This window comes from Kineosporia rhizophila (assembly GCF_021277265.1).
Taxonomy (GTDB): Bacteria; Actinomycetota; Actinomycetes; order Actinomycetales; family Kineosporiaceae; genus Kineosporia; species Kineosporia rhizophila.
This window is the reverse complement of record NZ_JAJSOH010000002.1, coordinates 209,472-227,870: the sequence shown is the minus strand read 5'-3', so window position 1 is coordinate 227,870 and position 18,399 is coordinate 209,472. Positions and strand designations below refer to the sequence as shown.

General features: G+C 71.5%; 19 protein-coding genes. 8 read left to right on the top strand and 11 right to left on the bottom strand.

The genetic code is table 11. From position 1 onward, the window contains the following. The first annotated feature begins 88 nt into the window (after positions 1-88). From LWF15_RS04500 to LWF15_RS04480, 5 genes are all read left to right on the top strand, one after another. Positions 89-1,483, top strand: coding sequence for an NAD-dependent malic enzyme (locus tag LWF15_RS04500; RefSeq protein ID WP_232809071.1), 1,395 nt, complete (start codon positions 89-91; stop codon positions 1,481-1,483). Between the two features lie 100 nt (positions 1,484-1,583). Then, positions 1,584-2,150 (top strand): YqgE/AlgH family protein, encoded by a 567-nt coding sequence (locus LWF15_RS04495; protein ID WP_232809070.1) that lies wholly within the window; start codon positions 1,584-1,586, stop codon positions 2,148-2,150. A gap of 31 nt (positions 2,151-2,181) precedes the next feature. Next, on the top strand, positions 2,182-2,487 hold the full coding sequence (locus LWF15_RS04490) for a DUF3039 domain-containing protein (protein ID WP_232809069.1): 306 nt from the start codon (positions 2,182-2,184) through the stop codon (positions 2,485-2,487). Between the two features lie 3 nt (positions 2,488-2,490). Continuing rightward, positions 2,491-3,915 carry an MFS transporter gene (locus tag LWF15_RS04485; RefSeq protein ID WP_332879881.1) on the top strand — a complete coding sequence of 475 codons (1,425 nt, stop codon included), beginning with the start codon at positions 2,491-2,493 and terminating at the stop codon, positions 3,913-3,915. A gap of 269 nt (positions 3,916-4,184) precedes the next feature. Beyond that, a complete protein-coding gene (locus LWF15_RS04480; protein WP_269809646.1) occupies positions 4,185-5,927 on the top strand; it encodes a DEAD/DEAH box helicase in 1,743 nt (580 codons plus the stop codon). Between the two features lie 4 nt (positions 5,928-5,931). Here the strand turns inward: LWF15_RS04480 and LWF15_RS04475 are convergent, their stop codons facing one another. Further along, the gene (locus tag LWF15_RS04475; protein WP_232809066.1) at positions 5,932-7,389 is read right to left on the bottom strand and encodes an aminotransferase class I/II-fold pyridoxal phosphate-dependent enzyme; all 1,458 of its coding nucleotides are present in this window, start codon (positions 7,387-7,389) and stop codon (positions 5,932-5,934) included. Between the two features lie 220 nt (positions 7,390-7,609). On the opposite strand from LWF15_RS04475, the gene dinB reads away from it, so the two are divergent. Beyond that, positions 7,610-8,902 (top strand): DNA polymerase IV, encoded by a 1,293-nt coding sequence (dinB, locus tag LWF15_RS04470; RefSeq protein WP_232809065.1) that lies wholly within the window; start codon positions 7,610-7,612, stop codon positions 8,900-8,902. 815 nt (positions 8,903-9,717) lie between these two features. Here the strand turns inward: dinB and LWF15_RS04465 are convergent. The 3 genes from LWF15_RS04465 to LWF15_RS04455 all read right to left on the bottom strand — a co-directional run bounded on the left by LWF15_RS04465 (position 9,718) and on the right by LWF15_RS04455 (position 11,842). Next, positions 9,718-10,491, bottom strand: a complete 774-nt coding sequence (locus LWF15_RS04465) for a GNAT family N-acetyltransferase (protein WP_232809064.1) — start codon at positions 10,489-10,491, stop codon at positions 9,718-9,720. A 95-nt stretch (positions 10,492-10,586) separates the two neighbouring features. Continuing rightward, a complete protein-coding gene (locus tag LWF15_RS04460; protein WP_232809063.1) occupies positions 10,587-10,910 on the bottom strand; it encodes a hypothetical protein in 324 nt (107 codons plus the stop codon). 77 nt (positions 10,911-10,987) lie between these two features. Further along, positions 10,988-11,842, bottom strand: a complete 855-nt coding sequence (locus tag LWF15_RS04455; RefSeq protein ID WP_232809062.1) for a class I SAM-dependent methyltransferase — start codon at positions 11,840-11,842, stop codon at positions 10,988-10,990. A 48-nt stretch (positions 11,843-11,890) separates the two neighbouring features. On the opposite strand from LWF15_RS04455, the gene LWF15_RS04450 reads away from it, so the two are divergent. Continuing rightward, the gene (locus LWF15_RS04450) at positions 11,891-12,472 is read left to right on the top strand and encodes a helix-turn-helix domain-containing protein (RefSeq protein WP_232809061.1); all 582 of its coding nucleotides are present in this window, start codon (positions 11,891-11,893) and stop codon (positions 12,470-12,472) included. Between the two features lie 3 nt (positions 12,473-12,475). Here LWF15_RS04450 and LWF15_RS04445 read toward each other — a convergent pair whose 3' ends face one another. From LWF15_RS04445 to clpS, 7 genes are all read right to left on the bottom strand, one after another. Then, positions 12,476-12,715, bottom strand: coding sequence for a three-helix bundle dimerization domain-containing protein (locus LWF15_RS04445; RefSeq protein WP_232809060.1), 240 nt, complete (start codon positions 12,713-12,715; stop codon positions 12,476-12,478). Positions 12,716-12,901: 186 nt separating this feature from the next. Next, positions 12,902-13,606 (bottom strand): alpha/beta fold hydrolase, encoded by a 705-nt coding sequence (locus LWF15_RS04440; protein ID WP_232809059.1) that lies wholly within the window; start codon positions 13,604-13,606, stop codon positions 12,902-12,904. Positions 13,607-13,643: 37 nt separating this feature from the next. Continuing rightward, positions 13,644-14,555, bottom strand: a complete 912-nt coding sequence (locus tag LWF15_RS04435; RefSeq protein WP_232809058.1) for a hypothetical protein — start codon at positions 14,553-14,555, stop codon at positions 13,644-13,646. 31 nt (positions 14,556-14,586) lie between these two features. Continuing rightward, the gene (locus tag LWF15_RS04430) at positions 14,587-15,177 is read right to left on the bottom strand and encodes an isochorismatase family protein (protein ID WP_232809057.1); all 591 of its coding nucleotides are present in this window, start codon (positions 15,175-15,177) and stop codon (positions 14,587-14,589) included. After that, entirely contained in the window at positions 15,174-16,493 is a 1,320-nt protein-coding gene (locus LWF15_RS04425) for a nicotinate phosphoribosyltransferase (protein ID WP_232809056.1), read from the bottom strand. Before LWF15_RS04425 ends, LWF15_RS04430 begins: the two co-directional genes overlap by 4 nt. 83 nt (positions 16,494-16,576) lie before the next feature. After that, the gene (locus LWF15_RS04420; RefSeq protein ID WP_232809055.1) at positions 16,577-17,161 is read right to left on the bottom strand and encodes a DUF2017 family protein; all 585 of its coding nucleotides are present in this window, start codon (positions 17,159-17,161) and stop codon (positions 16,577-16,579) included. Continuing rightward, a complete protein-coding gene (gene clpS / locus LWF15_RS04415; RefSeq protein WP_232809054.1) occupies positions 17,161-17,451 on the bottom strand; it encodes an ATP-dependent Clp protease adapter ClpS in 291 nt (96 codons plus the stop codon). Before clpS ends, LWF15_RS04420 begins: the two co-directional genes overlap by 1 nt. Before the next feature lie 124 nt (positions 17,452-17,575). On the opposite strand from clpS, the gene LWF15_RS04410 reads away from it, so the two are divergent. Beyond that, the gene (locus LWF15_RS04410) at positions 17,576-18,370 is read left to right on the top strand and encodes an MBL fold metallo-hydrolase (protein ID WP_232809053.1); all 795 of its coding nucleotides are present in this window, start codon (positions 17,576-17,578) and stop codon (positions 18,368-18,370) included. Positions 18,371-18,399 lie beyond the last annotated feature (29 nt).

The window sequence follows — 18,399 nt, the reverse complement described above, 5'->3', positions numbered from 1 at the left end:
GAACGTCCCGACCGGTGTCCTGATCCGGGCCTGATAACTCAACGAACAATGGTCACCGGAACTGTCCGGACAGGCCACAATGGAGCGCATGCCGAGCGCTCCTAGTGTTTCCTCCTCCATCACGGTCCGGCTGGAACTGCCGGCCCGTTCCACCGCGGTCAGCGAGCTGACGCACGCCATCGAGCACGCCGGGGCGATCGTCACGGCGCTCGACGTGACCGCCTCCGGGGTCGACCGTCTGCAGGTCGACGTCACCTGCGCCACCCGCGGCGGCGACCACGTGCCCGAGGTGATCGCCTCGCTGCGCGGGCTGGCCGGGGTCACCATCGGCAAGGTCTCCGACCGCACGTTCCTCATGCACCTGGGGGGCAAGCTGCGGATCGAGTCCAAGGTGCCGATCCGCAACCGCGACGACCTCTCGCTGGTCTACACCCCGGGCGTGGCCCGGGTCTGCCAGGCCATCGCCGAGAACCCGGAGGACGCACGCCGTCTGACCATCAAGCGCAACACCGTCGCGGTGGTCACCGACGGCTCGGCCGTGCTCGGCCTGGGCAACCTCGGGCCGCTCGCGGCGATGCCGGTGATGGAGGGAAAGGCCGCGCTGTTCAAGCGGTTCGCCGACATCGACGCCTTCCCGATCTGCCTGGACACCCAGGACGTGGACGAGATCGTCGAGACGGTGATCCGGATCGCCCCGGTGTTCGCCGGGATCAACCTGGAGGACATCGGCGCCCCGCGCTGCTTCCAGGTGGAGGAGCGGCTGCGGGAGGCCCTGGACATCCCGGTCTTCCACGACGACCAGCACGGCACCGCGATCGTCACCCTGGCCGCCCTGACCAACGCCCTCAAGGTGGTGGGCAAGGACATCTCCCAGGTCAGGATCGTGATGTCCGGCGCCGGGGCGGCCGGTACCGCGATCCTGAAGCTGATGATCGCGGCCGGCGCGTCCGACGTGGTGGTCTGCGACATCGACGGGGTCGTGCACCCGGGCCGTCCCGGCCTGCCGGAGAACCTGCACTGGACCGCCAAGAACACCAACCCGCGGGGCGTCACCGGCTCGCTGAAGGACGCGCTGGCCGGGGCCGACGTCTTCGTCGGGGTCTCCGCCCCGGGCATCCTCACCGGCGCCGACATCGCCACCATGGCCGAGGACGCGGTGGTCTTCGCGATGGCCAACCCGGTGCCCGAGGTCGACCCGGTCGAGGCGTCGCAGCACGCCACCGTGGTTGCCACCGGCCGCAGCGACTTCGCCAACCAGATCAACAACGTCCTGGCGTTCCCCGGGGTCTTCCGCGGTCTGCTCGACGCCCAGTCCAAGACGATCAACACGCCGATGCTGCTGGCCGCCGCCGAGGCCCTCGCCGGGGTGGTGACCGACTCCGAGCGCAACGCCGCCTACATCGTCCCCAGTGTGTTCCACCCGGACGTGAGCGCCGTGGTGGCCAGAGCCGTGCACGACGCCGCGGTGGCCCACCGGGCGTGAGGTCGCTGTGGGCATCCTCACAGGGTTCACCCGGTGTCATGGGTGAGTCTGTCTGCGTCTTGGGCTGCGTGCACCCGTCCCCGACCCTGATGATGTGCATATGCCCATCCAGACGCGTCGGCTGAGCGGCAGCCTCCTCGTCGCCAGCCCGACGCTCGAGGATGAGAACTTCCGCCGGACGGTGATCCTGATGCTCGACCACGGCGACGACGGCGCCCTCGGGCTCGTGGTGAACCGGCCCATGGAGGTGGACGTCTCGTCCGTGCTGCCGGCCTGGCAGCCCTACACGACCGCACCGGGTCGCCTCTTCCAGGGCGGCCCGGTCCAGCTCGACTCGGCGCTCGGGCTGGTCGCGATGCCCGGCCAGGGCGCCGAGCCGGTCGGGGTGCGCCTGCTGATCGGGTCGATCGGCCTGGTCGACCTGGACGCCCCGCCCGAGGTGATCGTGCCCGGCCTGGCCGGCCTGCGGATCTTCGCCGGCTACGCCGGGTGGGCGGCCGGGCAGCTGGAGGGCGAGATCGCCGACGGCGCCTGGTTCGTGGTCGACTCCGAGCCGCGGGACGCGTTCACCGACCGGCCCGAGCGGTTGTGGGGCGAGGTGCTGCGCCGCCAGCGCGGTGAACTGGCCCTGGTGTCCACCTATCCGGACGATCCGACGATGAACTGAGACGCCGGGATCGGGCGTAGACTCGCACGCCATGACCACGCCGTACCCCGAACCCCAGCTGGACCCGATGTCCTCCCCGGAGGGGTCGACCACCGGCCTGCTCGAGCGCGAGCACGTCGAGCAGGAGGTCGAGCCCGGCGACCACGAGCGGTTCGCGCACTACGTGCGCAAGGAGAAGGTGCTGGAGTCGGCGCTCTCCGGTGAGCCGGTGGTGGCCCTGTGCGGGAAGGTCTGGGTGCCCGGGCGCGACCCGAAGAAGTTCCCGGTGTGCCCCATGTGCAAGGAGATCTACGAAGGTCTGCAGCACGGCGGGGGCGACGACGAGGGCGGCAAGTAACCCCTGAAACGTCTTCCTTCGCAGGGCCCCGAGGCCGGGGCGCCGAACCCGGCGCCCGCCTCGCTGGCCCCCTACTGGGCGAGCCTGGCCGGCATCATCACCCTGATCACGCTGATCGCCTTCGAGGCGATCGCGGTGTCCACGGCGATGCCGGTGCTGGCCCGCGACCTGGACGCGGTGCGCGAGTACGGCTTCGCGTTCTCCGCCTTCATCGCCGCGCAGCTGCTCGGGGTCACGCTGTCCGGCGGCTGGTGCGACACCGCAGGCACCCGCTGGCCGGTGGTCACCGGGCTGGTGCTGTTCGGCGCCGGTCAGGTGATCTGTGGTCTGGCCCCGGTCTACCCGGTGCTGCTGGCCGGCCGTGCGCTGGCCGGGGCGGGCGCCGGGCTGCTGGTGGTGGCCCTGTACGTGGTGGTCGCCGACGTCTTCCCGTCCGAGCTGCAGCCCCGCGTCTTCTCGCTGTTCTCGGCCGCCTGGGTGGTGCCCGGGGTGGCCGGCCCGGCGCTGGCCGGCTGGCTGGCCGAGGCGGTGAGCTGGCGCCTGGTGTTCCTGCTGGTGGTTCCGCTGGCGGTGCCGCCGGCCCTGGCCCTGGTGCCCCGGCTGCGCTCCGGTCCCACCCGTGAACCGGGAGACCCGGCCGGGCTGACCCGCTCCCACCTGCGCCGCCGGGCGCTGTGCGGTGTGGCCGTCACCGCCGGGGTGCTCGGTCTGCAGTGGAGTCTGGGCGAGGCGCAGAGCCTGGGGGCGGTGCTGACCGTGCTCGCGGTGGCGGTCGGCCTGGCGCTGGTGGTGGCCGGGTTCCGGCCACTGGCGCCGCGCGGCACGCTGCGCCTGGGGCGCGGCCTGCCCACGGTGATCGCCCTGCGCGGGCTGTTCGCCGGCATGTTCTTCGGGGCGGAGTCGTTCCTGCCCCTGATGCTGACCAGTCAGCACGGCTTCTCCGCCGCCCATGCGGGGCTGGTGCTCACCGGCGGTGTGGCGGGCTGGACGGTGGGCTCGTACATCCAGGGGCGGCCTTCTATGCGCATACCCCGGCATCTGCTCTTCGTCTCCGGCGCGCTGCTGATCTCCGCAGCGCTGTTCTGCCTCACCCTGCTCATCCGCCCGCCCGCCTCCGGCTGGTTGGTGCTACCCCTGTGGGCCTGCTGCGCCGTAGGCATGGGCCTGGCCATGTCCAGCACCGGCGTGCTCACCCTGCGCTACAGCGAGGCCGGTCAGGAGGGCCGCAACTCCTCTGCGTTGCAGCTGTCCGACGCACTCGGCGCGGCGCTGGGCATCGGGCTGACCGGGGCCGCATTCGCCGCCTGGCACGACCCGGTCGGCGGGGATGCCCGGCTGTTCACCGTGATGTGGGTCTGTAGTGGGGCGTTCGCCCTGCTGGTGGCCCTGGCCGGGTTCCGCGCGAGGCCGGCCTCAGCACCTGTGTGAGGTTCGTCGTGGCCTGCGTCATCGTGCCGGCGGCGCACCGGGACGGCCGGCAGCAGGTAGCCTCGTGAGCCGATGACGAGACCCACCACGAGCCGATCATGGGCCGGCAGCGGCACTCCGCAGGTCCGAAATCCGTCGGGGCACCGGCAGATCCGCAGAACACCAGAGAGGACGGCGGCGTGACCCCCGGCTCCAACCCGGCATCGCTCTTCGACACCGGCCCGGGCCCCTCCAGCCCGGCCCACGCCAGCTCGGCCGCGGCCTCGCAGCTGCCCCCGGCGTTCCCGGCCCGGGCGGCCTGGGGCACCTCGTCCAAGCTGCGCGCCTGGCAGCAGGAGGCGCTGGACAAGTACCTGGCCACCAACCCCCGTGACTTCCTCGCGGTGGCCACCCCGGGCGCCGGTAAGACCACCTTCGCCCTGCGCATCGCCACTGAGCTGCTGCAGCGGCGGGTCGTCCAGCGGGTCACCGTGGTCTGCCCCACCGAGCACCTGAAGCGGCAGTGGGCCGATGCGGCCCAGCGGGTGGGCATTCACCTCGACCCGAACTACAGCAACGCCCAGGGCGCCCACGGCGCCTCGTTCGACGGGGTCGCGGTCACCTACGCCCAAGTCTCGATGAAGCCGTTGCTGCACCGGGCGCGCACCGAGGCCGGCAAGACGCTGGTCATCCTCGACGAGATCCACCACGCCGGTGACTCGCTCACCTGGGGTGACGGGGTCAGCGAGGCGTTCGACCCGGCCACCCGGCGGCTGGCGCTCACCGGTACCCCGTTCCGGTCCGACACCAGCCCGATCCCGTTCGTGGAGTACGAGGAGGACGCGGAGGGCATCCGCCGCTCCCGGGCCGACCACGCCTACGGCTACTCCGACGCGCTGCGCGACGGAGTCGTGCGGCCGGTGATGTTCCTGGCCTACTCGGGGGCCATGCGCTGGCGGACCAGCGCGGGCGACGAGGTGGCCGCGCGCCTGGGCGAGCCGCTGACCAAGGACATGATCGGCCAGGCCTGGCGCACCGCGCTGAACCCGCAGGGCTCGTGGATCCCGTCGGTGCTGGCGGCCGCGGACAAGCGGCTCACCGAGGTGCGCCGCGGGGTGCCCGACGCCGGGGCCATGGTGATCGCCACCGACCAGGAGACGGCCCGCGCCTACGCCGGCACGCTGAAGGAGATCACCGGCGAGTCGCCGACCGTGGTGCTCTCCGACGAGGACGGCGCCTCGGACAAGATCGAGGCGTTCTCGGCCGGGACCTCGCGCTGGATGGTCGCGGTCCGGATGGTCTCCGAAGGCGTCGACGTGCCCCGGCTGGCGGTCGGCGTGTACGCCACGTCGACCAGCACACCCCTGTTCTTCGCGCAGGCCATCGGGCGCTTCGTCCGGGTACGCAAGCGCGGTGAGACGGCGTCGGTGTTCCTGCCCAGCGTTCCCGTGCTGCTCGACCTGGCTGCCCAGATGGAGGTGGAGCGCGACCACGCGCTCGACCGGCCGAAGAAGGAAACCGCCGAGGACGAGTACCCGGAGGAGGATCTGCTCGCCGCAGCCAACCGCGAGGAGAAGGCCTCCGGCGAGCTGGAGAAGACCCCCTTCGAGGCGCTGGAGTCGCAGGCCACCTTCGACCGGGTGCTCTTCGACAAGCAGGAGTTCGGCACCCACGCCGAGGTCGGCAGCCAGGAGGAGGAGGACTTCCTCGGCATCCCCGGCCTGCTCGAGCCCGACCAGGTCACCACGTTGCTGCGGCAGCGGCAGGCCGACCAGCTGGCCCGGAGCAAGAACAAGCCGGCCGCGGCCGCTCCCGAACCGACCGAGGTCACCGGGCACCGGCAGATCACCGCGCTGCGCAAAGAACTGCACAGCCTGGTCGGGGCCTGGTCGCGACGCACCAGCCAGCCGCACGGGGTGGTGCACAGCAACGTCCGCGACGCGTGCGGTGGCCCCGAGGTGGCCAAGGCCAGTGCCGAGCAGCTTCAGGAGCGCATCGACACGCTGCGGCGCTGGTTCGTCGGGCAGAAGTAGGGCCTCACGGCCCGGCCACCACCTGGAACGTGGCCAGGTCCGGGTCCTCGGCGTAGGCGATCCGCCCGCCGTCGGCCCGGACCTGCTGCAGCCCGCTCACGATCTCCGGGGTGATCACCTCGCCCGGGGCCAGCACCGGTATCCCGGGCGGGTAGGGCGCAATCAGCTCCGCGCTGATCCGGCCGATGGCCTGCTGTGCGGAAACCGTTTCGTGCCGGGCGAAGAAGGCCTCGCGCGGGGGCAGGCCGGTCACCGGAACCGTGCGCCAGGCCAGAGCTCCGGAATCCGGGCGTGCGGGCCCGCGTTCGGCCTCGACCGCGGTGATCAGGGCATCGACCAGGGCATTTACTCCGGCGAGATCGTCGGCCACGGTCAGCATCGGGATCAGGGTGTCCCGGTCGGACATCTCCAGCAGAAACCCCTGACTGCGCAGACGCTGGTCCACCCGGCCACCGAGCGCGCCGGTGCCGGGCAGTCGGATCACCAGCTTGGCCGGGTCGAGGCCCGGTCCGTCGAGCACCTCCAGACCCGCTGTGCCCGAGAGTCTTTTGAGGACGTGGGTGCGCAGGTCGCGTAGGTCGCCCAGCAGCCGCTCACCGTGGGTTTCCAGCAGTGCCCGGGCCGCATCGATGCTGGCCAGGATCGCCCCGGACGGACTGGTGGTGTGCCCGGCCTCGAAACCGCGCTCCAGTCGGGAGGGGTCGAGCAGCCCGGTGGTGGTGCGGGCGAGCAACAGCGCGGCCTGGCCCATCGCCGGCAGTGTCTTGTGCGCACTGATCACCAGCGCATCGGCCCCCAGGGCCAAGGCGTGCTCGGGGTAAGCCGGGTGGAAACCGAAGTGCGCCGCCCAGGCTCCGTCCACCACCAGTGGCACGTTCCTGGAGTGTGCAGCGGCAGCCAGCCCCGCCACGTCCCCGGTTGTTCCGACGTATGAAGGGTCGCCGACAAGAACGGCTTTGGCCTGTGGGTGCTCGATCAGCGCGTCAGTAACTGCTTCTGGGGCGATCCGCAACGGAAGCCCCTGCCTCCTGTCGAGTTCCGGATAGACCCACACCGGACGCAGCCCGGCCAGAATGAGCCCGGTCAGCATCGAACGGTGCAGCGTGCGCGACACGATCACCGTGTCGCCCGGTTCGCCCAGCGCCAGGGCGACCGCCTGGTTGGCGTGAGTGGAGCCGCCCACCGAGAACCGGCACCAGTCGACTCCCCACAAGGTCGCCGCCCGGGCCTGGGCCTCGGCCAGCAGGCCGCTACTCAACTGGGGAGACTCCAGGCCGGCGTAGAGCGGCACATCGCCCGCAACGATCGTCCCGGTCAGTTCGGTGCGCTGCTTGTGGCCGGGGATGCTGAAGAAACGGGTGTCGCCCTGCTCGACCTCGGCGGTGATCTTCAGCCAGGCCGCGAACAGAGGTGCGTCGGCGGCCAGGCCGAGCGGGTCGCGGGGGTCAACAGTGCTGGTCACAGCATGATTGTGAGGCCTGTGAGAGTTGGGTGTCGGCGCTGTGTCGGCCTGCGCGCTCCCGCCTGTCCCGCCTCCAAGCACGCGACCGGCCCGTCTGCCGAACGCGCTGCGCGCCGCACCACCCCGGGCCCCAGCGGTCTACGCCTATGCGGCCTTGCGTTCTTGCCCCTATACCCCGCCACTCCTGGTGTTCGAACAAATGTTCGAATAGAATCGGGGCATGTACGAGGGGGCAGCGATTCTGCACGCTGATCTGGACGCGTTCTACGCGTCGGTCGAGCAACTGCTCGACCCCTCGCTGCGCGGCCGCCCGATCGCGGTGGGTGGCAGCGCAGCCGGTGGTGTCGTGCTGGCCGCTTCCTACGAGGCCAAACGCTTCGGCGTCTCCGGCGGAATGCCCGGTCGCCGGGCCCGCGAGCTCTGCCCGCACATCACGTTCGTGCGCGGCCACTTCGACCGCTACCAGCAGCTGGCCGACGGGGTGATGGCGATCCTGAACGACGTCACGCCCGAGCTCGAGCGCATCTCCATCGACGAGGCCTTTCTCGACGTCTCGGGTTCGGTGCACCTGTTCGGCCCACCCGACGTGATCGCCGACCGGCTGCGCCGCCGGGTGCGGCGCGAGATCGGCCTGCCCATCTCGGTCGGCGTCGCCCGCACCAAGCACCTGGCCAAGGTGGCCTCGCAGGTGGCCAAGCCGGACGGGCTGGTCGTGGTGGCTCCCGAGCGGGAGCGCGAGTTCCTCGACCCGCTGCCGGTCGGCCTGATGTGGGGCATCGGCCCGGTCGCGCAGGCCAAGCTGAAGTCCGAGGGCATCCGCACCATCGGCCAGCTGGCCGAGGCCTCACCCGGCTCGGTGCAGCGGCTGCTCGGCCAGGCCGCCGGCCAGAAGCTGAGCGCCCTGGCCCACAACGAGGATGCCCGCCGCGTCACCTCGGCCACCCGCGCCCGGTCGGTGGGCGCGCAGTCGGCCATGGGCCGCAAAGAGGCCACCCCCGAGATGGTCCGGGCGGTGCTCAACCACCTGGCCGAGCGAGTGGCCGTGCGGCCACGCGCGAAACACCGCGCCGGGCGCACGGTCACGGTGCGGGTGCGCTTCCCCGACCTGCGCTCGGTCACCCGCTCGCTCACCCTGAACGAGCCGGTGGCCGCCACCCTCACCCTCACCGAGATTGCCGAGCAACTGGCCTGGCAGGCCCTTCGCGACCAGGCGGCGGGCGAGAAGGAGGAGCGACCACGCCGCCCCGAAGACCTGCCTCAGGTGCAGATAAGCCTGCTCGCCATCTCGGTGTCCAACCTCGTGGTGCGGCACGTGGTGCAGCAAGAGCTCGCGGTCGCCCCCGACGACCCCCGCCGCGAAGGCACCGAAACGGGCGCGGCGCGGCTGGCCGTAGACACCTCGATGGACGCGGTACGTGCCAAATACGGCCGCAACTCCGTCGGCTACCTGCCCGCCATGTCACGGCGCGGAGGCCCCGACGAGTTCCGCGAACTGGCCGAGAAAGACGTGTAGACGCGCCCGACGGCCCCAATCCACAAGCCCTACGACTCGGCCTCGCACAGCTGCGCTCAGAGCAGCCAGTTCCTGCTCCCCGACGCCACCCGCCGACCCCACCATCAGCAGCGCCGTACGCAGCGTTGCTGGAACCCAAGCATCCAGCGCGTCCGGCGAACCATTAGCGGCACGCCGCAACACATCAGCGTCTGGGGCTCCTGCCTGAAAGGAAGGCAAGGTCCGCCGCCGCCGACCCGCCGCCGCCGCGCCGCCGCCGCGCCGCCGCCGCGCCGCCGCCGCGCCGCCGCCGACCTGCCGCCGCTGGCCTGCCGCAGACCTGCCGCAGACCTGCCGCAGACCTGCCGCAGCTGGCCCGCCGCTGCCGACCTGCTGCCGGCCCGCCGTCGCCGACCTGCCGCCGGCCCGCCGCTGCCAACCCGCCGCTAGCTCGCTGCCTAATAGCACCTCAGTCGGGAGCCTTCGGCCTCCCTACCCTCACCGTGTGTCTGCCCGAATCACGCTGAGCACCCGCAAAGAACAGAGGGAGTTTGTCGAGAGAACCCTTGGACGTCCAAGCGTTGTCTCGACAAACTCCCTCTGTCCCCTCCAGGGCCACCCCAACTGTCGGGCATCGCTGGTGGAAGCTGACTCGTGCGGGCGTCGGCGCCAATTGGCTGCCATGGCCGCCGGGCCCCTCGCGGTCTGGCCGCAATCCCAGGGGGGCGAGTTCGATAAGGCATGGAGTGCCCGGGGTTCGTGGGCAGGTCGCCCGCGAAATGGCCCGCCTGGCCTGGCCCTTCGAGCCTGGCCTCTCGATGCGGCCGGGCGCGGAGCTACGCGTGGTGGATGAACGGCACCGTGCTGGCGATCTCGTGAAAGCCCATCCGGGCCAGGATCGGTCGGCTTGTCGGAGCAGCGTCGACCCGGAGGTACCGGAAGCCCCGGTCGATCGCGTAGCGGGCCCGATGGCTCACCAGCGCGCGGAAGATCCCCTTGCGGCGCCACTGCGGCACCGTGCCCCCGCCCCAGATGCTGGCGAAGTCGCTTCCCTCGTGAAAGTTCATGCGTCCGGCCGAGACCGGTTCGTCGCCGGCCATCACCACGAACGCCGCCACCTCGTCCGGAGCCGTCTGCAGCTGGCGCAGCAGGGCGTCGCCCCAGGCCCGGTGGCTGCCGTCGCCGAAGGCCAGGTCGTGCACGGCCACCATCCGGTCCACGCCGGCCGCGTCGGTCACCGGGTCGATCCGCACACCCTCCGGCGGGTCGAACAGGTCCAGCTCGTCGAGCGCGGCGACCATCAGGCTCTCCGGCTCCTCGTCGACGAACCCGGCCGCCCGGAGGCGGGTGGGCAGGTCGGCCGGGGTGTCGTAGGAGTAGTACTTCCACTCCCAGTCCAGGTTCAGCCCGGCCATCCGGCCGATCTGGGCCGCGATCACCTCGTCGGCGTCCTGCTCGTCGAGCCGCGACCAGGTCACGGCCGCCCACTCCGGCTTCACGGTGTTCAGGACGCGCGGGGCCCGTCCGGGCTCGGGGTTCTCGGCCCCCTCGCCCTCACCGGTGCGTCGCAACTGCTCGTCGAAGGCGGCCAGCACCGCATCAATGTTCATCGCCGCACACCTTCGCCCGCCGCAACGCCCGGCGCAACGCAATTACCGGGCCAAGAAGCAGCCCAGGCCCCGACGGCGCAGCGCGGGCCCGGCGCTCAGTTCCCCGCAGCCGAAGACGCCGAGGGCGCGTGCGGAAGCGGATGGTGCGAGAGCCCCGTCGTCTCCAGTTCCGTCACCACCGCATCGTGAATGCCCTGGGTGTCGGCGGCTGCGAACACCCCCACGCTCCACACGTCGTCCTCGCGGCTCAGCCGGTAGTCCACGACCTTGCCGTTGCGGTCCACGTAGAAGGTCATGCCGGAGTCCGGCGAGAAGGCGACGATCGGCACCTGGAGCTGGTCGCCGGTGCGCTTGTTCAGGAAGACACCGACCACACCGGTGATCGGGACCAGTGGCGTGGGGGAGTTGGAGAGGGACATGCGGCAGCCTCCGGACTAACGGATGATCCCGTTTCTCGGCGTCCGGCCCCGCCTCCTTGACCGCCCGGCCGAACTCCTCACCCGGCCGGGGCGGCGATCCAGGCCCGCCGGGAGCTGCGCACCGTGAGATCGGCGCGTGTCTCCAGGCGCTCCGGCCCGTGCTCGCTCAGCAAGGCATCCAGCGTGTGCCGGTCCTCGTCCGAGAGCGTCTCGCCCATGCCTTCACGCAATCGGGACAGAGTCACCCGGGCGTAGCGCTGCGCGGCCTCGGAAAGCGGCGCCCGCAGATCGGTCTGGAAGGTCCGCTCTTCCCGCACCTCGAAGCCGTTGGCGGTCAGACGGGCTGTCCAGTCGGAATTGACCGTCGGGTGGTGTTCCTCGCGCTTGCGGTCGGCGACGGCGTTCAGGCGATCTTCCAGACCCGGTGTGCCGAACCCGAAGCCGTGGGGGAGGAAGCGGGGAAACGTCTCGAACTCGACCATGGCGAACAGTCCGCCGGGCGCCAGGGCGGCCCGCAGATCGGCGAGAACCCGGGCCGGATCGGCCATGTGGTGCATCGATGCCGAGGCCCAGGCCAGGTCGAACGGTCCGGCCGGAAGGCGCGAAGAGTCCAGATCGGCCTGATGCGTGACCACCTGGCCGTCCAGGCCGGCTCGCCCGGCCCGCTCGAGAAGGTAGTGGAGCATGTCGGCCGAGGCGTCGAGCGCCGTCACCCGCGCGTCAGTGAAACGGCGCAGTAGGGCGAAGGTTCCGGTGCCGGTGCCGGAACCCAGATCGAGGATCCGGGATGCCCGGTGATCGCCGAGATGTCCGGCGATCCACTCGGTGACCGAACTGAAGGTGTCGGCCAGCACCACTCCGTCCAGATCCAGCATCTCCAGGAAGTAGCCGGGTTCCGAACCTGCATGTGCGCCGTGCTGATGTTCTCCCATAGCGACAACCCTAGGAGCAGGTTGCGGCTGCGGCATACCATCTTGCGTATGAAGCAAGAAGACGCCGTCGACCGGTTGGTCCGCGCCCGCATCCGGGGGCTACGGCTGGCCATGGGGTGGTCGCTCGACGATCTGGCCGCTCGTTGCTACCTGAGCCCGTCGACGCTGAGCCGGATCGAGACCGGGCACCGCCGGATCGGCCTGGACCAGCTCACCGCGATCGCCCAGGCGCTCGGCGCGTCGCTCGACGAGCTGGTCGAGTCGGCCGGTGACGAGGACGTGGTGATCCGGCCCCAGCACGACGAGGAGCGAGGTCGCACGCTCTGGACGCTGAACCGGCAGGACGGGCCGAACGGGTTCACGGTGGCCCGGATCCGGCTCACCCAACCGGCCTCGCGTCGGCCCGATGCCCAGAAGGTGCATCCGGGGCGGGACTGGATGACCGTGCTCTCCGGCACCGTCGAACTGCTGCTGGCGGAGCGGGTGGTGATCGTCGAGACCGGTCAGGCGGCGGCGTTCTCGACGATGGTGCCGCACACCTTCGGGGCGGTGGACGGCCCGGCCGAGATCCTCACCATCCTGGATCACGACGGCCGGCGCACCCACCTGGAGGTGGGGGAGGGGGAGTGACGCTCAGCGGGCCGGCTGCAGGTAGGGGTTCGGCTTGTTCAGCTCGACGACCTCGATGGTGTCGAGGTCACGCAGGGTGCGCTCGACCGCCCGGCGAACCAGGATCGGGACGAAGGTCCGGATCGAGGCGTTGACGTAACGCGCCGTCTCCCGGTCGACCCATCGCTGGATGGTGGCCGCGGCGAAAAGTGGATACTTCACCGACAACTCGGCCACAATGGCCTGGACCTCCGGCTCTGGCATGAGCTCGATCACTTTCTCGATGGCGCGGCGACACGGCCTCGTTGCCGAGCATTAACCCAGTTCTAACACGGCTACCCGCAGACACGCCAAGGGTTCCCCGCAGGTTCGAGGTATTTCACACGGTCACCCTGCGAACACGCCTGCCCCGGCCGGAGATCGGGCCGTCACGAAGCGTTCCTGAAGCGGTCAGCTCAGTCGGCGCACGGCCTCGGCCACCGTCGGATGCTCGAGCATGCTCTCGTGGGTGGCGTCGATGCGCTCCCAGGTCATCCGCGGCAGCACTGACCGCCCGCGTTCGATGGCCGCGTCGGAAAGGAACTCCGGTTTGTCCGGCCCGGCCCCGTTCGCGGCGGCGATCAGGTGCACCGGCATCTCCAGCCCGGCCAGCAGTCCCAGGCGGGTGGGCCGGGTCAGGCAGTCGACCGCGTCGTGGGGCGCCCGCATCGACATCACCGAACGGGCCTTCAGAGCGGCCACGGTGAACAGCGCCCGCACGATCAGCGGGTTCATCAGGAACGAGTCGTCGGGCTTGGGGCCACCGTCGAGCAGCAGCACCCCGCGCACCCGGAAACCGGCGTCGGCCAGGCGGCGCACCACGATCGGGGCCAGGAAGGCGCCCATCGAGTGCCCCACCACCACCAGCTCGCCGGCCGGGGCCCACAGCGAGCGGGCGGCCAGCTCCAGCACCACGTCGGCCAGGCCCTGCATACCTGGGCGCGCGGGAACGCCCCGCGACGGGCCGCGGCCGGGCAGGTTCGGGGCCACCAGGTGCTGCCCGGCCAGGCGCCGCTCCAGGTCGGCCCAGACCTCGGCGGTGCTGCTCATCCCGTGCAGGGCAAGAACCGTAGGCCCCTCACCCGGGCGTTGGTGCACCACCAGCTCCTGGCTCATGCCCCCAAGCTAGCCAGCCTCGCCGTCGGGCGCCCGGTCAGGCGGCGTCCGGTTCGATCAGCCCTTCGGCCTCGAGCGCGGTGATCATCTGCCGGATCGACGGCGGCACCACCACCGGCAGGAAGGCCCGGGCGGTGGCGGCGTCGGCCTCGCTCATCCGGCGTACCGCCGCGGCCAGCGGGGCCACGTCCGTCTCGGCCAGGATCACCGCCATCTCGGCCGCCTCGGCCCCGTTCAGCGCGGCCCGGGTGGCCCCGATCGCGTTCAGCAGACCGAACCCGGACGCGTCGGTGACCAGGCCGGTCACCCCGGAGCTGAGCGCGTACGGCAGGTCCCGGTCGATCAGCACCCGCATCGCGCTCGCGGCCCCCGAGGCGGCCTGCTCCGGCGAGGTCCCCGGCCCGAACGTGGGCAGGCGCAGCGCGACGCTCTCGGCGCCGTCCTCGGCCAGCACGTCGAAGGCCGGCTCCCAGCCCGGTCCGGCCGGGACGCTGAACCAGGCCGGCACCGTGAAGTCGAGCGAGTCGAGCATGATCCGGGCCCGGTCGGCGGCCGAGCCCGCTCCCGCACCGGCGAACGGCAGCTCGACCGCGGTCAGCTCCACCCGGTGGTTGTCCAGCAGCTGGAACCGGGCCCGGCGCAGGCTCTCCAGCAGGGCCGCGTCGTCGCCGTCGGGCGCCGGTCCGGTGGACAGCACCACCGGCAGCCCGGCGTCCGAGGTGTGCAGGGCGTAGATCACCTGCTCGGTGGCCGACACCGGCACCCACAGCGGCCCGACCAGGTCGCCGTACCAGGCCCGGCGGTGGTCGCGGTGCGCCGAGAGCGCGCCGTCCGGGTCGTCCTGCACCACGTCGGCGAGCAGGCCGTCGAGCAACGGCTCCACCACCGGTCCGGTGCCCGGGTGGTCGCTGCCCGGCAGGCCGGGGAGTCCGGAGACGTTGCTCTGCATGCCTTCAAACCTTTCGAACAATGGACGAGGGTCAGCTCAAGTTAGGGGACGCGGGCGCTCCGACGAGTTCGGCCCCGGCCGCTTCGAGCTGCTCCAGCGCCGACCGGGTGGTCGGGGCGGCCACCCCGGCCGTCATCCCCAGCAGCACCCGGGTGCCGAACCCGGCCCGCACCGCGTCCAGCGCGGTGGCCCGCACGCAGTGGTCGGTGGCGATGCCCACCACGTCGACTGCGGTGACGCCGCGCTCGCGCAGCCAGTCGGCCAGGGTGGTCTCGTCCTCGGCCAGGTGGCCCTCGAAACCGGAGTAGGCGGCCTGGTGCTCACCCTTGTGGAACCAGGCCTGCACCAGCGAGACGTCCAGCGCCGGGTGCGAGTCGGCGCCCGCCGTGCCCACCTCGCAGTGCCGGGGCCAGGTGTCCACGTAGTCGGGGGCGGTGCTGAAGTGCGTGCCCGGGTCGATGTGCCAGTCGCGGGTCCCGACCACGGCCGAGTAGCCGCCGGCCGCGTCCGAGCGCAGGTAGGCGGTCACCGCCTCGGCCACCGCGGTGCCCCCGGCCACGGCCAGGGACCCGCCCTCGCAGAAGTCGTTCTGCACGTCCACCACGATCAGGGCCTTGCTCATCGGGTCTCCTCCGAATACATCACGGTCGGGATCGCGGCCTCGCCGCGGGACAGCTGCCGGGCGGTCACCGGCAGTTCGGCGCGGGAGGCCTTGTGCCGGGCGCGAGCGTCTTCCAGGCTCGCCGTGCCGACGATCTCACCACCGGCCACCAGAGTGCGCTGCAGGGCGCGGTACTCGTCGCCGGACGGCGGCTGTCCGCCCAGGCCGAGCAGCTCCTGGTCGGCCACCCCCTCGGCGTCGCGCCGGCGCAGGGCCCACTTGCGGCCCCCGACGCTGGCTTTGGAGGTGCTCTTCTTGGCCACCGGAACCATCGAGCCGTCTGCCCCCTCGCGGGCCACCAGCTTGTACACCATCCCGGCGGTGGGCGCGCCCGAGCCGGTGACCAATTGCGTTCCCACACCGTAGGAATCGACCGGGGCGGCGGCCAGGGCGGCGATCGCGAACTCGTCCAGGTCGCTGGTCACCACGATCTTGGTGTTCCGGGCCCCGAGGCGGTCGAGCTGGGCCCGCACGGCGTGCGCCTGCACCACCAGATCGCCCGAGTCCAGCCGCACCGCACCGAGTTCCGTACCCGCTGCCTTGATCGCGTTGTCGACCCCGGTGGTCACGTCGTAGGTGTCCACCAGCAGCGTGGTGCCGGCGCCGAGCGAGGCCACCTGCGCGCTGAACGCCTCCACCTCACCGTCGTGCAGCAGGGTGAACGCGTGCGCGGCCGTACCGATGGTGGGCACCCCGTAGCGGGCCCCGGCCGCCAGCAGGCTGCTGCCCGCGAAACCGGCGATGTAGGCGGCCCGGGCGGCGGCCACACCGGCCTCCTCGTGGGTGCGCCGGGCGCCCATCTCCAGGCACGGCCGCTGGTCGGCGGCCGCGGTCATCCGGCTGGCCGCCGCCGCGATCGCGCTGTCGTGGTTGAGCACCGACAGCACGAACGTCTCCAGGATCACGGCCTCGGCGAAGGTGCCCTCGACGGTGAGGACCGGCGAGCCCGGCAGGTAGCACTCGCCCTCGGCGTAGCCGGTGATGTCGCCGCGGAAGCGGTAGTCGGCCAGCCAGCGCAGGGTCGGCGCGTCGACCACCCCGCGGCGCTCCAGGTCGGCCAGCTCCTCGTCGCCGAAGCGGAAGTCGCCCAACTGCTCGAGCAGCCTTCCGGTGCCGGCCACCACGCCGTACCGCCGGCCCTCCGGCAACCGCCGGGCGAACACCTCGAACACGCACTTGCGCTGGGCCGCACCGCTGGCCAGGGCCGCCTGGATCATGGTCAGCTCGTACTGGTCGGTGAGCAGGCCGGGACGGAACGCGCGGACGGGATCGCTCATCAGAAGCTCATTTCGTCAAGGTGACGCTTTCGATGGCACGACGGTAACCCCGGGGGGAGTTATCGTCAAGACGACGAAAGAGATCAGCGCTGCTTCGAGACGGCTGTCACCAGATGCTCCTGCCAGGCGGTCAGCACCTCGTAGATCGAGGCCGTGGCCAGCCACGACTCCGGTTCCTCGCCGGCCCACAGGCGCTCGTGCAGCGACTCGGCGTCCTCGTCGGTCTTCAGCTCCAGCCGCTCGCCGAGCACCAGCCGGACATCGGTGAACGCCTTGAGCAGCGACAGCGCCTCGGGCGCAGTGAGGACCACCGGCGCCGGGCGGTTCAGCGCCGCCGCAGCGGTGCGGGCACCCTCACGCTTACGTGAGCGCAGCCCGTACTCGGTGAGCCGGCGGTATTCCGAAGCGGCCTCCGGATCGTCCCGATTGCCGTCGGGCAGCAGCCGGGCCACCGCCGGGTCGTCGGGCGGGGCCGGGGGCCCGCCGTCGGCCGGGGCACGCATACCCACCAGGGCCTCCAGCGGATCCACCTCCTCGTCGGAGCGGCCGTCGTCGAGCAGGTCGTGGAGCTGGCCGAGCAGGTGCACGAGGATCTCGCGCTCCTGGTCGTCCAGGTTGACCTGCACCCCGGCGCGGGTGGACCGGAACGGAGCCTTGCCGAATGCCATCAGTCGTCCTTGCGGAAGGTTGCCCACAGGCCGAACTCGTGCATGGCCTCGGTGTCGCGTTCCATCTCCTCGCGGCTGCCGTTGGAGACCACCGCGCGGCCCTTCTCGTGCACGTCGCGCATCAGCTTCTCCGCCTTGGACTTGGGGTAGCCGAAGTACGACTGGAAGACGTAGGTCACGTAGGACATGGTGTTCACGGGGTCGTTCCAGACGATCGTGACCCAGGGGACGTCAATGGTGGGATTCTCGACCGTGTCCGGTTGCTCGAGCTCCACGGGGGCGATCGACACACCCCAACTCTAACGAAGAGGCGGGCGTCACTCGTCGTTCGGATGGGATTGACTGCTGCCCGGCCGTAGGCTCGATTTCCATGACCGGTGTCGACGGAGCGCTGAGAATGACGGGAGGCCCCCGGTGAGGCTCACCATCGTGGGATGCTCGGGCTCGTTCGCGGGGCCGGAATCACCCGCCTCCAGCTATCTCCTCGAGGCCGAGGACGGCGACGGCCGCACCTGGCGCATCGTCCTCGACCTGGGTAGCGGCGCGCTCGGGGCGTTGCAGCGGTTCGCCTCCCCGTCGGCCCTCGACGCGGTGCTCATCTCGCACCTGCACCCCGACCACTTCATCGACCTGTGCGGCCTCTACGTGGCCCGCCGGTACGACCCACACCTCGACCTCACCGACCCGCCGGCGCCGCTGCCGGTCTACGGCCCGGTCGGTACCGCCGAGCGCGTCCTGGCCGCCTACGGGCCGGACGCCGCCACCGAACTGCCCTCGGTGTACGACGTGCGGCCGTTCACCGACGGGGGCGTCGTGCAGGTCGGCCCGTTCACCATCACCTCGCGCACGGTCAACCACCCGGTCCCGGCGTTCGGCCTGCGGGTCGAGCACGACGGGGTGGTGGTGGCCTACTCCGGAGACACCGACTCCTGTTCCAACCTGGTCGAGCTGGCCCGGGACGCCGACCTGTTCCTCTGTGAGGCCTCGTTCGTCGAGGGCCGGGACGAGGGTCGCGACGTGCACCTGACCGGCAAGCGCGCGGGGGAGGCGGCCACCGAGGCCGACGCCCGCCGCCTGGTGCTCACCCACATCCCGGTCTGGACCGACACCGACACGGTGGTCGACGAGGCCCGGCGGGCCTACCTCGGCCCGGTGGAGGCCGCCCGCTCGGGTGCGTCGTACGTTCTGGAGCGCGTCGAGGCCCGCTGAGGTCCGGAACTGAGGACGTCGGTGGGCCC

Bases quoted from the DNA above. Each gene is read 5' to 3' on its own strand.
- LWF15_RS04500 (WP_232809071.1), top strand. From the start codon at position 89: ATGCCGAGCGCTCCTAGTGTTTCCTCCTCCATCACGGTCCGGCTGGAA.
- LWF15_RS04495 (WP_232809070.1), top strand. From the start codon at position 1,584: ATGCCCATCCAGACGCGTCGGCTGAGCGGCAGCCTCCTCGTCGCCAGC.
- LWF15_RS04490 (WP_232809069.1), top strand. From the start codon at position 2,182: ATGACCACGCCGTACCCCGAACCCCAGCTGGACCCGATGTCCTCCCCG.
- dinB (WP_232809065.1), top strand. From the start codon at position 7,610: ATGTACGAGGGGGCAGCGATTCTGCACGCTGATCTGGACGCGTTCTAC.
- LWF15_RS04465 (WP_232809064.1), bottom strand. From the start codon at position 10,491: ATGAACATTGATGCGGTGCTGGCCGCCTTCGACGAGCAGTTGCGACGC.
- LWF15_RS04460 (WP_232809063.1), bottom strand. From the start codon at position 10,910: ATGTCCCTCTCCAACTCCCCCACGCCACTGGTCCCGATCACCGGTGTG.
- LWF15_RS04455 (WP_232809062.1), bottom strand. From the start codon at position 11,842: ATGGGAGAACATCAGCACGGCGCACATGCAGGTTCGGAACCCGGCTAC.
- LWF15_RS04450 (WP_232809061.1), top strand. From the start codon at position 11,891: ATGAAGCAAGAAGACGCCGTCGACCGGTTGGTCCGCGCCCGCATCCGG.
- LWF15_RS04445 (WP_232809060.1), bottom strand. From the start codon at position 12,715: ATGCCAGAGCCGGAGGTCCAGGCCATTGTGGCCGAGTTGTCGGTGAAG.
- LWF15_RS04440 (WP_232809059.1), bottom strand. From the start codon at position 13,606: ATGAGCCAGGAGCTGGTGGTGCACCAACGCCCGGGTGAGGGGCCTACG.
- LWF15_RS04435 (WP_232809058.1), bottom strand. From the start codon at position 14,555: ATGCAGAGCAACGTCTCCGGACTCCCCGGCCTGCCGGGCAGCGACCAC.
- LWF15_RS04430 (WP_232809057.1), bottom strand. From the start codon at position 15,177: ATGAGCAAGGCCCTGATCGTGGTGGACGTGCAGAACGACTTCTGCGAG.
- LWF15_RS04425 (WP_232809056.1), bottom strand. From the start codon at position 16,493: ATGAGCGATCCCGTCCGCGCGTTCCGTCCCGGCCTGCTCACCGACCAG.
- LWF15_RS04420 (WP_232809055.1), bottom strand. From the start codon at position 17,161: ATGGCATTCGGCAAGGCTCCGTTCCGGTCCACCCGCGCCGGGGTGCAG.